This is a genomic window from Methylocystis sp. WRRC1, from assembly GCF_020733155.1.
Lineage (GTDB): Bacteria > Pseudomonadota > Alphaproteobacteria > Rhizobiales > Beijerinckiaceae > Methylocystis.
In genome coordinates this window covers 755,252-767,440 of sequence record NZ_JAJFZJ010000001.1, presented here as the reverse complement: position 1 = coordinate 767,440, position 12,189 = coordinate 755,252, and the positions used below count along the sequence as shown (strand labels likewise).

The 12,189-nt window shown below is 59.1% G+C and carries 10 protein-coding genes and 1 pseudogene; 6 read left to right on the top strand and 5 right to left on the bottom strand.

Annotated elements, in window-relative coordinates:
- Position 1: 1 nt before the first annotated feature.
- The 5 genes from LG047_RS03840 to LG047_RS03820 all read left to right on the top strand — a co-directional run bounded on the left by LG047_RS03840 (position 2) and on the right by LG047_RS03820 (position 6,626).
- Positions 2-1,468 (top strand): hypothetical protein, encoded by a 1,467-nt coding sequence (locus tag LG047_RS03840; protein ID WP_227965528.1) that lies wholly within the window; start codon positions 2-4, stop codon positions 1,466-1,468.
- A gap of 6 nt (positions 1,469-1,474) precedes the next feature.
- On the top strand, positions 1,475-2,623 hold the full coding sequence (locus LG047_RS03835) for a glycosyltransferase (RefSeq protein WP_227965526.1): 1,149 nt from the start codon (positions 1,475-1,477) through the stop codon (positions 2,621-2,623).
- Positions 2,617-3,399: a glycosyltransferase family 2 protein gene (locus LG047_RS03830; RefSeq protein WP_227965524.1), complete on the top strand. Its 783-nt coding sequence runs from the start codon at positions 2,617-2,619 to the stop codon at positions 3,397-3,399. The genes LG047_RS03835 and LG047_RS03830 overlap by 7 nt, the downstream gene beginning before the upstream one ends.
- Positions 3,400-3,771: 372 nt before the next feature.
- Positions 3,772-4,839, top strand: coding sequence for a methyltransferase domain-containing protein (locus tag LG047_RS03825; protein WP_227965522.1), 1,068 nt, complete (start codon positions 3,772-3,774; stop codon positions 4,837-4,839).
- Positions 4,734-6,626 (top strand): carbamoyltransferase C-terminal domain-containing protein, encoded by a 1,893-nt coding sequence (locus LG047_RS03820; protein WP_227965520.1) that lies wholly within the window; start codon positions 4,734-4,736, stop codon positions 6,624-6,626. The genes LG047_RS03825 and LG047_RS03820 overlap by 106 nt, the downstream gene beginning before the upstream one ends.
- A 30-nt stretch (positions 6,627-6,656) precedes the next feature.
- Here the strand turns inward: LG047_RS03820 and LG047_RS03815 are convergent, their stop codons facing one another.
- Positions 6,657-7,196 carry a tyrosine-type recombinase/integrase gene (locus LG047_RS03815; protein WP_227968425.1) on the bottom strand — a complete coding sequence of 180 codons (540 nt, stop codon included), beginning with the start codon at positions 7,194-7,196 and terminating at the stop codon, positions 6,657-6,659.
- Positions 7,197-7,289: 93 nt separating this feature from the next.
- Between LG047_RS03815 and LG047_RS03810 the strand changes: the two genes are divergently transcribed.
- A complete protein-coding gene (locus LG047_RS03810) occupies positions 7,290-8,399 on the top strand; it encodes an IS110 family transposase (RefSeq protein WP_227965513.1) in 1,110 nt (369 codons plus the stop codon).
- 284 nt (positions 8,400-8,683) lie between these two features.
- Here the strand turns inward: LG047_RS03810 and LG047_RS03805 are convergent.
- From LG047_RS03805 to LG047_RS03790, 4 genes and pseudogenes are all read right to left on the bottom strand, one after another.
- Positions 8,684-9,704 (bottom strand): annotated as a pseudogene (locus LG047_RS03805) (IS66 family transposase).
- Positions 9,705-9,773: 69 nt separating this feature from the next.
- Positions 9,774-10,127, bottom strand: a complete 354-nt coding sequence (gene tnpB / locus LG047_RS03800) for an IS66 family insertion sequence element accessory protein TnpB (RefSeq protein ID WP_227965518.1) — start codon at positions 10,125-10,127, stop codon at positions 9,774-9,776.
- The gene (locus tag LG047_RS03795) at positions 10,124-10,558 is read right to left on the bottom strand and encodes a transposase (protein ID WP_227965516.1); all 435 of its coding nucleotides are present in this window, start codon (positions 10,556-10,558) and stop codon (positions 10,124-10,126) included. The genes tnpB and LG047_RS03795 overlap by 4 nt, the downstream gene beginning before the upstream one ends.
- 350 nt (positions 10,559-10,908) lie before the next feature.
- Positions 10,909-12,018: an IS110 family transposase gene (locus LG047_RS03790; protein WP_227965513.1), complete on the bottom strand. Its 1,110-nt coding sequence runs from the start codon at positions 12,016-12,018 to the stop codon at positions 10,909-10,911.
- Positions 12,019-12,189: the final 171 nt, after the last annotated feature.

Here is a 12,189-nt window from a genome sequence, read left to right as displayed (position 1 = left end):
AATGAAAGTGAACGCTTCTTTTGCGGTTGCTTCAAAGCCGCCGGCGGCGCGAGCGGCGATCGTCTTTGGATTTTTGATCAGCGCCTTGGGCAGTGTTGCAAGCCCGACGCCGATGCCCGTGGTGTTGTCCGGCCTGTGTCTGGCGTTTTTGGTTCATTTGCTCTGGGACGCGCGCGATCCACCGATCCTGCTGTTGCCAGCTCTGTTCCAGTGGTCGGAAGTGGCGATTCTTCCACTATCAACAATTTGGGAGCAAGTTCCGTTACAATCCTTGTCGATATATGGTGCCGATATCGAAAGTTCAGCTGCTTTTGGACTTGCCGGCGTTGCTTCTCTTGGTCTGGGGCTTCGAATCGGCTCAGGATCATCTAAGAGGCAATCGTTCAAACAAAGGATAGAAATTGAAGCAAGCCTATGGGGTTATGATCAAATAAAACGCTATGCCTTCACAATTATGGCTATGGGATATTTGTTTTCCGCTATTTCGAACGTTGCCGGGCCGGCCCGTGAACTGTTCCTGCACTTGGCAGAAATCAAATATGCCGGACTTTTTTCGTTCGCCTATTGGTGTCTCCGACGAGATCGCCACCTTGGAGTTCTCACCAGCGTGATGCTCTTCGAAATCACATTTGGAATGACGGGATTTTTCGCGGAATTCAAATTCTCCATCTTGACTCTATTCGTTGCCGCTCTCGCATCTCGTCCCCGGCTTGGATTCAGGGACGTCGTCATCGTAGGTTTGGCTGGCGCGACGATTATGTTCGTCGCCATTTTCTGGACCGCAGTTAAGCCTGGCTACCGCATGTTTGTTAACCGGGGTAGCGGCGCACAGTTTGTCGATGTGGCTTTGACAGATAGACTCGATTATCTTTCTGCCGCCGCCGGCGGGATTACAGGCGAGAAATTCGCCGACGGGTTCAATCGTCTCGTTTCCCGTCACGGGTACATAGAGTATCTGGCATTGACAATGGCGCACGTTCCGGCTGGCGCACCCCATGAAGATGGTAATTTGACAAAGGCAGTAATAGAACACCTTCTGTTTCCGAGAATTTTTTTTCCTGATAAGCCCCCTCTGCCGAGCGATACAGTTATAACGGCAAAGTATACGGGGCTTGGATACATATGGAATGAAAATACGTCTATCAGCATTGGAAATATCGGTGAACTTTATATAGATTTCGGGTATATCGGCGCGCTGTTTGGAATCGGAATAATTGGGATTATTGTTGGGTATGTCTACCACTTTCTCAGAGACCATTCTTCAACGTCTGCGCTAATATCTGCGTCTTTATGTATTTTGCCGAGCTTGTCGCTGGCGTACTTTGGGACGGCGTATATAAAACTCATCGGATCTGTATTTTATGCGTCAATAATCGCAATGCTAATACAACGTTTCATCGCCAGATTTAAAGACCTTAAAGCGAATGAATTCCTATCACGAAACACGGAAATGCACAAGTTAAGATAGTTATTGATGCGCATTCTTCACGTTGTTCCGACATACCTTCCTGCGACGCGGTATGGTGGGCCGATCTACTCCGTGCACGGGCTATGCAAGGCGCTGGCGGCGCGCGGGCATGAGGTTCATGTGTTCACCACCGATGTCGACGGGTCGAGCGTCTCCGACGTTCCTCTCGAGCAAGCGGTCGATCTCGACGGTGTTCAGATCTGGTATTTTGGCACGGGCCTCGGTCGGCGCCTTTATCGGTCTCCCCTGATGGCGCGGGCCCTCGATCAGCGCATCGACGCCTTCGACATTCTGCACCTGCATTCCGTCTTTCTGTGGCCGACGACCTTTGCGGCGCGCTTAGCGCAGCGGCGCCAAATTCCATACGTGCTCACGCCGCGGGGGATGCTTGTCGGCGATCTTATCCGCAAGAAGAGTTGGCTGCTCAAGACCTCTTGGATCGAACTGTTCGAACGCGCCAATGTCAGGGGCGCCGCCGCGCTGCATCTCACCGCCGAGGTCGAAGCAGTGGAGATACGTAAGCTGGGGTTCAAGCCGTCGCGCGTCGATATTATTCCCAACGGCGTCGACATGCCGCCGGAGGAGTTGGACGAGCAGTGCGAGAAGCGGCTGCGCGTGCTCTCGCTCGGCCGCGTCAACTGGAAGAAAGGGCTCGACCGACTGATCGCCGCCATGGCCTATGTTCCGCAGGCCGAACTTGTAATCGCCGGCAATGACGAAGAGGGGTACTGCGAGCGGCTCGAAGTTTGCGCCAAAGAGGCCGGCGTTGGCGACAGGATCCTTTTTCAGGGGCCTGTTCATGGTGCGGCCAAGTGGCGTCTCCTCCGCTCCTGTCACGTCTTCGCAATGGCCTCTTATTCGGAAAACTTCGGTGTCGCGGCTCTGGAGGCGATGGCCTGTGGGCGGCCGGTCGTAGTGACGCCGCAAGTCGGCCTTGCGCAGTCCGTGCGGGAGACCGGCGCGGGCGTCGTCGCGGACGGAGCGCCCGAAATGTTTGGGCGCGCGCTGCTCACGCTGCTGAACGACGCCGAGACGCGGGAGCGAATGGGCCGGGCCGGGGCGAAGGCCGCCGCCGAGCGCTTTTCCTGGGCGCGCGTTTCCGAACGGATAGAGAATGTTTATCAAGAGTGTTTGAACGTTCCGTCGTCATGCTGAAAGCCATCACTCCCGTCATCCTGACCTATAATGAGGAAGCAAATATTGGAAGAACATTGAGCGCGCTAAATTGGGCCGATGATATTGTCGTCGTCGACAGTTACAGTACTGATGCGACCATACCCATTGTTTCGGGTTTTCTAAACGTGCGGATCGTCCAGCGCCGATTCGACAAGCACGCCAATCAGTGGAACTTCGCCATTGCGGAGACGGACATTGCGACCGACTGGATATTGGCGCTCGACGCGGACTATTTGCTGACCGCCGAATTTGTAACCGAATTAGCCGGACTGGCGCCCGGCGACTGCGACGCCTACTCGGCCGACTTCATTTATTGCATCAAGGGCCACCGTTTGCGGGGAGGCTTGTATCCCCGTGCGACGCTGCTTTTTCGACGGCAAGGCGCACGTTACGTCCAGAGCGGGCATACGCAGCGATTGGAAGTCGCAGGGCCAGTCCAACGTCTGTCGGCGAAGGTCCTGCATGACGATCGCAAGTCGCTGGCCCGTTGGTTGCGTTCCCAGCAGAATTACGCTCGACTTGAAGCCGAACATCTGCTTGCAGACCCCCCTGCTGGATTGCGCGCGATCGATCGCCTGCGGCGCATGGCTTGGCCGGCGCCTATTCTCATGTTCTTCTATGCTCTGCTTATCAAAGGGTGCATTCTCGATGGCTGGCCAGGCTGGCTATACGTCCTTCAGCGCACGCTCGCCGAAATAATAATTGCCATGGAAATCGTTGACCGGTCGTTGAGAGAGGACAAGCCGACTCCGTGAAAAACCATACGGCTTCGCCAAGCTCGTCTGCGAGCGGATATTGGACGATTTTGGCGCGGCCTACGGGCAGCACTCGGCCCGCCTAAGTTACTTCAACGCTGCGGGCGGTGATCCTGAAGGCGCGATCGGCGAGGACGACGATCCCGAAATACATCTCATTCCCTTGGTGCGGCGCCGGACTCGTTGTCGACGGCGATCCTGAAACCTTTGGAAAAGCTCTTGCCGACCTACTGAGTGATGACGCCAGACGTCAGAGGATGGGAGCGCTCGGCGCGTCCGCCGCAGCCAGCAGTTTCTCTTGGCGTGGGATCGCCGAGCAGATGGAGGCAGTTTATTTGCGCGAGCGCCGCGGCACGTGTGAGGGAAAATGCAGTGAAACCGAATAGCGCAAGTTGCTTCGATCTCCTCTCCTGCCCGATCGATGGCGCCAACCTGATTTTCGAAGGCGATACTATGCGGTGCACGCATGGTCACGCCTTCCCCATCGTGCAGGGCGTTCCAGTTTTGCTGCGGGAAGATGTCGCGCACACAATCGGTTTGGCGCAGAAATCCCTCGATGCTGCAGCGAGATGGATGCGCGGAGAACGTGATGATCGGCTGTTTATCGAAACCCTTGGCGTCTCCGACGAGGAAAAACGCATAGCGTCGGCGGCGGCCGCTTCCAACGAAAATTGTATCGATCCGGTCGTCTCTATTCTCGTCGGCGCCACCAATGGCATTGCTTACAAGAATGTTATTGGCCGGCTCGACAAAATCCCGTTGCCGGAACTGCGACTCCCCCCAGCGGACGCCGATCGAAGACGGTTGCTCGATATCGGGTGTAGCTGGGGGCGGTGGTCGATAGCGGCGGCGGCCAAGGGCTATCGGTCGATCGGCATCGATCCGAGTCTCGGCGCGGTTCTGGCGGCGAAACGTCTGGCCGACAGGTTGGGACTCGCTTTTGACGTCGTCGTCGCCGACGCCCGTCATCTTCCGTTTCGTAAAGAGGCTGTCGACGTTGCCTTCTCCTACAGCGTCCTCCAGCATTTCTCGAAGACCGACTCCCGCCGCGCGCTCAACGAAATCGCCCGCGTCACGCGGCCGGACGGCACAGTGAAAATCCAAATGGCGTCGGCCATTGGCTTACGATCGTTGCAACATCTCCTGCGGCGTCGTTTTCGCGAACCGCAGGGGTTTGAAGTGCGTTACTGGATGCCTTGGGAGTTGCGGAACACATTTGAAGAGGTATTCGGGAATGCCGAAATCGAAGTTGACTGTTATTTCGGTCTTGGACTGCAACCGTCGGACGCAGAAATGTATTCGACTACGGGGCGTGCGGCGGTGGAACGTTCCGAATGGTTGCGCGGGATCTCCTTGGCGGTTCGGCCCTTGGTCTTCGTCGCCGACAGCCTTTATCTGACATCGCGGAATGCGCCGCAAGGCAAGGCAGTAACGCATTGATTATTCTAGGTTTAAATGCCTTTCATGGCGACGCTTCGGCATGTATCGTTCGCGACGGCGTTTTAGTTGCCGCCGCTGAAGAGGAACGATTCCGACGTATAAAGCACTGGGCCGGTTTTCCAGTCGAAGCAATTCGCTATTGCCTGGTCGAGGCCGGCGTCGACATCGGCAACGTCGATTGCATCGCGCTTAATCAAGACAGTCGGGTTAATCTCTCTCGTAAGCTCATCTTTTTACTCACGGGCCATCCGCACTTCTCACTCATTGTGGAGCGATTGAAGAATCGCGGTTCGAGAGAAGGCGTCAGTGAATTGCTCGAACGCCATTTTCCGGGAAGGCGTTGGCCACACGTTGTCGAGCATGTCGAGCACCATCTCGCGCATCTCTCCTCCGCTTTTCACGTTTCTCCATTCCGCGAGGCGGTTGTCGTTTCCATCGACGGCTTCGGCGATTTCGCGAGCGGCGCGTGGGGCGTCGGCCGCGGCGGCTCGATCGACATAGAGAAACGTGTGGGTTTCCCTCATTCGCTTGGGATCTTCTACCAGGCTATCACCCAGTATCTCGGCTTTCCGCATTACGGCGACGAATACAAGGTCATGGGGCTCGCGCCTTATGGCGCGCCTCGTTATCTACCGCAGATGCGTCAGATCGTTCGCCTGAAGAGTGACGGCGCGTATGAACTCGATCTTCGATACTTCATTCACCACAAGGAAAAGATCACTTTCGAGTGGCAGGGTGGTTCGCCCGAATATGTCGACCTCTTCACGCCGGCGCTCGAGCAATTGCTCGGTCCGCGACGCATGCCCAATGAGCCGTTGGAGGATCATCATCGAGACATCGCGCGCTCGGCGCAGGCGATGTATGAAGAGTCCTTCTTCAATCTGCTGAACGCGCTCTATGCGCGCCACAAGATTCCGAATATCGCGCTGGCCGGCGGCTGCGCCATGAACTCGGTCGCGAACGGCAAAATTCGTCGCATGACGCCGTTCAAGTACGTTTACGTGCAGTCTGCGGCGGGCGACGCCGGCGGCGCGATCGGCGCGGCCTTCGCGGTCTGGCACAAGAGCGGCGGCAAACGCTCCTTCCAAATGGACCACGCCTATTGGGGCCCGCAATATGGGACGGATTACATTGAACGGCTATTGACGGACCAATTGAGCCGCACAGCCGATGCCGGCTGCTCGGTGAAGAAAATCGAGAGCGAAACGGAACTCTGCAAACTCACGGCTGAAGCCGTTGCCAAAGGCAAGGTCATAGGGTGGTTCCAAGGGCGCATGGAATGGGGGCCGCGGGCGCTCGGCAATCGCTCGATCATTTGCGATCCGCGGCGCGCGGACATGAAAAATATTTTGAATGCCAAGATCAAACGCCGCGAGTCGTTTCGACCGTTCGCGCCCTCAGTTCTGTCAGAAGCGGTTTCGGACTGGTTCGAAGAGGACGACGACGTCCCTTTCATGATGCAGGTGTTTCAGATCCGGGAAGAGAAACGCGCGCTGATCCCGGCCGTCACCCACGTCGACGGGTCGGGCCGTCTGCAGACGGTCAAGAAAGCGACCAATTCCCGCTACCACGCGCTGATTTCAGCGTTCAACGACATAACCGGCGTGCCGATGGTGCTCAACACCTCTTTCAACGAAAACGAGCCGGTTGTGTGCAAGCCCGAGGAGGCGCTCGACTGCTTTCTACGCACCAATATGGACGTGCTCGTCCTCGGCGATTTCATGATCGTACGAAATAGAACGGTATCGGACGCGGCGGCGGATACAACGCTCCCAGCGGATGCATAAGCGGCGGCAGGCTCAATTTCGATCAGTCGATCAGCGGTTACCCATAATCGCGGCAAGGTCGGTGTTCTCTACGTAACGCGCGACTACGTTCATTGTACGCCAGCCGCCGGCCCGCATGATCGGCAATGCGCCCATGCCGGACGCGATCATATCTTGCGCAGCGCCAACGCGCATCGAGTGGCCGGACAATTCCTTGACTATTTCAGCTGGAATGCCCGCGCGTGAGGCGACGTCTTTGAGGACCCGATTGACGGAGTAGGGGTGCAGGGGCTTTTCGCCTATCTTGCCCGACCGGACGCGCCGAAAAATGAAGCCGCGATCGATCTTCGCGGCATCAGGCCAGCCGCGAAGCAGCGCGAATGTGCCGTTGGAGACATAGCCCAAACGTCCGTTCCCGTAGGGGTCGTTCTTGGAGCGGCGGATCAAAATCTGGGCCACTCCGCGAGAGGTCACCGACAAGGCCTCCGCCCTCAGACTAACGAGTTCCGAACGACGGCAGAGCGTGTCGTAACCGAATGCGATCAGAGTGCGATCACGTTTGCCGGCAAGCGTAACAGGGTAAGGCCGTATGTCCGCTTCTGCGACTGAGGTAGCTCGCTCTACGCTGTGCGAGCGAGGGTTGCTCGGTGTTCCGAGCCGAGCCTCAGCGCAGGAGAGCGAGCCATGGAGCGGTCTGCAGAAATTTTTGTTGGGATCGACGTTTCGAAGGCGCGCAATGCGATTGCCGTCGCCACGGAGGGACGCAGCGGCGAGGTGCGTTATGTCGGTGAAGTTGACTCCTCCGTCGACAGTATGCGTCGCTTGATCAAGCGCATTACCTCCAGACACCCGCAGGCACATTTTTGTTATGAAGCCGGACCGACCGGCTACGGCCTGCACCGGCTCATCATTTCCATGGGGTTCCCTTGCTCCGTCGTGGTGCCGTCGCTCATTCCGCGCAAGCCAGGCGATCGGGTCAAGACCAACCGGCGCGACGCCGTTGCGCTCGCCAAGTTGCTTCGAGCCGGGGAATTGACTGCTGTGTGGGCGCCGGACGAAAGCCATGAAGCGATGCGCGATCTGGTGCGCGCTCGATCCGCCGCGGTTGAAACACTGCGTGTGCATCGTCAGCAGGTGAGCGCATTCATGCTCCGTCACGGTCGGATTTTTCCGCGCAAAACGACTTGGGGCGCTCGTCATCTTCGTTGGCTGCAAGAACAAAAGTTTGATCATCCAGCCCATCAGATCGCGCTGCAGGAGATGGTCGAAGCCGTGAGAATCTCCAAGGAGCGCGCGGAGCGGCTCGAGGCGGCGATCAAAGAGTTCATACCCCAATGGTCGCTGGCGCCTTTGGTCCGGGCGCTCCTGACATTACGCGGGATTGATCTGCTTGTGGCAGTCACCTGCGCCACGGAGCTCGGCGATTTAAGCCGTTTCGATAATCCGCGTCAGCTTATGGGCTATCTCGGCTTGACCCCGAGTGAACGCTCGACGGGTGACACGGTTCGTCGCGGCGGCGTCACCAAGGCCGGCAACGGACGTGTCCGGCATCTGCTGATTGAAAGCGCCTGGACCTACCGTCATCCGCCAAGGGTCGGAAAAGAGAAGCTCTACAAAATTGAAGCCGCGCCGCCGCGCGTAAGAGAGATCGCGTGGAAAGCGCAGAGTCGCCTTACAGCTCGCTATCGCGCACTCAGCGCACGCGGCAAAAAGACAACCGTCGTCTGCGTTGCAATTGCGCGGGAACTCGTTGGCTTCATGTGGTGCATCGCAAAGGAGGCGCAAGTCGCCTAAGCGACGGTTGATTGTCCGCTCGCGCATGGGCGGGGACTGGATCACGGCAGGGGAATACCCGTCAGACGCTTTGTGGCCGGCGACAGCCGACGCCCGATGTAAGATAGGGAAAGCCCCAGACGCATTTTCGGGAATGCGGTAACCAACCCGCGCATAAGAGCTTGATCACCGACGTCTTTCAGATCCAGTCCCTACCCCTGCGCGATAACCTTCCCTTGACGCTGCTGCCCGTGGAGCGAAGTCGCTCGTCAAAATTGTTGACTGCGGACATAAGAGCGCTGTTTTCAGGCCACGTCTCTGAGGTCGGTGTGCGGGGCGTAGGCCCAGGGCATGAGCTCGTCGAGCTTGCTCGCGAGATGGCCGTTGACGATCTTCGTGAGGACGTCGGCCATGTAGGCCTGCGGATCGACGCCATGGAGCTTGCAGGTCTCGATGAGCGAGGCGACGATCGCCCAATTTTCGGCCCCGCCGTCGGAGCCGGCGAAGAGCGCATTCTTGCGATTTAGGGCGATGGGGCGAATGGCGCGCTCGACGATGTTGGAGTCGATCTCGATGCGCCCGTCGTCGATGAAGCGCGTCAAACCGTCCCAGCGCGAGAGCGCGTAGCGGATCGCCTCGGCGAGCTTGGTCTTCTGGCTGATCAGCGCGAGTTTTTCACGCAGCCATGGCTCGAGGGCGTCGAGGATGGGGCGGGATTTTTCCTGCCGCGCGTCACGACGCTCGTCGGGGCTGCGCCCGCGGATGTCGCTCTCGATGGCGTATAGCGCGCCGATGCGTTCGAGCGCCTGCGAAGCGATCGGCGCAGCGCCAGCGGCGGCGAGTTCATGGAAGCGCCGGCGGACATGCGACCAGCAGAAGGCGAGCGACACGCTGTTCGTAAGCGCCAGCGCGCGATAGCCGGCATAGCCGTCCACCTGCACTACGCTCGGAGACGTCTTCGCCGATCTTGTGCAGCAGTCCCTTGCAGCACGGGCAGGCATTGTCCTCGATGTCCACGACGGTCTCGATGCGCGGAAGATGCGCCGGCAGTGCGCCACGGTTCGTGCGGCGCTTTCTGGCCGCCTTCTCGCGTTCGGCGGCGGATTTGGCTTCCATTTCCGCCGCCGCGCCGGCTTCCGTCTGCTTGACCTCTTCGAGCGCCAGCAGCATCTGGCCTTCGGGAAGCGTTTCGGCGCGCCGTCCGAAGCGATGGCGCGGCATCTCCTTGATGATCTGAACGAGGCGCTCATTGCGCGCCCGCTCGGCGAGGAGCATCGCCTTCAGTTCGTTCGGATCGTCGGGAAGCGTCTCGATCGGCTGCGCCATAACCGCAGGAGAGCATATCTTCCGCCGCCTTTCGATACGCTTCGGCGCCCTGATTCACTGTGTCGCAGCTCATCCGGGCAAGGCCGGCGACGGCGTCTCTTTCGTATGCACGCGCTTCCAATCGAGCCCTTCGAGCAGCGCCGAAAATTGCGCCGCCGACAATCGCATCACCCCGTCTTCGATCTTCGGCCAGCGGAACTCGCCGTCCTCCAGTCGTTTGGCGAAGAGGCGCACGCCCGCGCCGTCCCAGAAGAGCAGCTTGATGCGGTCGGCGCGCCTGGCGCGAAAGACGTAGATCGCGCCGTCGAAGGGATCGCAATGAATCGTCTCGCGCACCAGCGCCGCCAGACCCTCCGCCCCCTTGCGGAAGTCGACCGGCTTCGTCGCCACCATCACGCGCACCGCGCCCGTCGGGCCGATCACTTTGAGCCCGGCGAGATTCGCAGCGCGCGCAGGATCGCCGTCGCCATGCCGATGTCCGCGTCACGCCAGATCCACACATGCGCCTCGCCGATCTCGATCTCCACGACGGGAGCGGCGGCCTCCGCTTTCGGCGCAGGTGATGGCCTATGCACAGCGGCGCCGCCGTTCTCCGCAATGGCCGGAACAAATGCCGGCGCGCCCTCCGACTCCGCCCTGCGGCGTGCCTCCCTTCGCCAGGTGAAAAGTTGCTGCGGCGTCGCGCCATGTCGACGCGCGACCTGCGAGACGACCGCGTCGGGAGCCTGCGACTCCTCGACCGCAAGAGCCTTCTCTTCCTCAGACCACCGGCGCCGCCCGCCAGCTCCAGTGATTACCTCGATGCGCCGTAACCCGGAGCCGTTCGGCTCAGTTAAAGTATCAAATCTAGACACGAGCCTTATCTCCAAATCAGGAGATCAGACTCGCCGCTTTAATCTCGCGCTTGAAGGTGGGGCCGTAACAGCGCCTCTTATGTCCGCAGTCAACAATTTTGACGAGCGACTTCGCTCCACGGGCAGCAGCGTCAAGGGAAGGTTATCGCGCAGGGGTAGGGACTGGATCTGAAAGACGTCGGTGATCAAGCTCTTATGCGCGGGTTGGTTACCGCATTCCCGAAAATGCGTCTGGGGCTTTCCCTATCTTACATCGGGCGTCGGCTGTCGCCGGCCACAAAGCGTCTGACGGGTATTCCCCTGCCGTGATCCAGTCCCCGCCCATGCGCGAGCGGACAATCAACCGTCGCTTAGGCGACTTGCGCCTCCTTTGCGATGCACCACATGAAGCCAACGAGTTCCCGCGCAATTGCAACGCAGACGACGGTTGTCTTTTTGCCGCGTGCGCTGAGTGCGCGATAGCGAGCTGTAAGGCGACTCTGCGCTTTCCACGCGATCTCTCTTACGCGCGGCGGCGCGGCTTCAATTTTGTAGAGCTTCTCTTTTCCGACCCTTGGCGGATGACGGTAGGTCCAGGCGCTTTCAATCAGCAGATGCCGGACACGTCCGTTGCCGGCCTTGGTGACGCCGCCGCGACGAACCGTGTCACCCGTCGAGCGTTCACTCGGGGTCAAGCCGAGATAGCCCATAAGCTGACGCGGATTATCGAAACGGCTTAAATCGCCGAGCTCCGTGGCGCAGGTGACTGCCACAAGCAGATCAATCCCGCGTAATGTCAGGAGCGCCCGGACCAAAGGCGCCAGCGACCATTGGGGTATGAACTCTTTGATCGCCGCCTCGAGCCGCTCCGCGCGCTCCTTGGAGATTCTCACGGCTTCGACCATCTCCTGCAGCGCGATCTGATGGGCTGGATGATCAAACTTTTGTTCTTGCAGCCAACGAAGATGACGAGCGCCCCAAGTCGTTTTGCGCGGAAAAATCCGACCGTGACGGAGCATGAATGCGCTCACCTGCTGACGATGCACACGCAGTGTTTCAACCGCGGCGGATCGAGCGCGCACCAGATCGCGCATCGCTTCATGGCTTTCGTCCGGCGCCCACACAGCAGTCAATTCCCCGGCTCGAAGCAACTTGGCGAGCGCAACGGCGTCGCGCCGGTTGGTCTTGACCCGATCGCCTGGCTTGCGCGGAATGAGCGACGGCACCACGACGGAGCAAGGGAACCCCATGGAAATGATGAGCCGGTGCAGGCCGTAGCCGGTCGGTCCGGCTTCATAACAAAAATGTGCCTGCGGGTGTCTGGAGGTAATGCGCTTGATCAAGCGACGCATACTGTCGACGGAGGAGTCAACTTCACCGACATAACGCACCTCGCCGCTGCGTCCCTCCGTGGCGACGGCAATCGCATTGCGCGCCTTCGAAACGTCGATCCCAACAAAAATTTCTGCAGACCGCTCCATGGCTCGCTCTCCTGCGCTGAGGCTCGGCTCGGAACACCGAGCAACCCTCGCTCGCACAGCGTAGAGCGAGCTACCTCAGTCGCAGAAGCGGACATACGGCCTTACCCTCAGCCGAGAAGTCCTCTCGAAGTTTGACCGCTGCTGGCATGGCGCGAATCTCCTCCGCGCCAA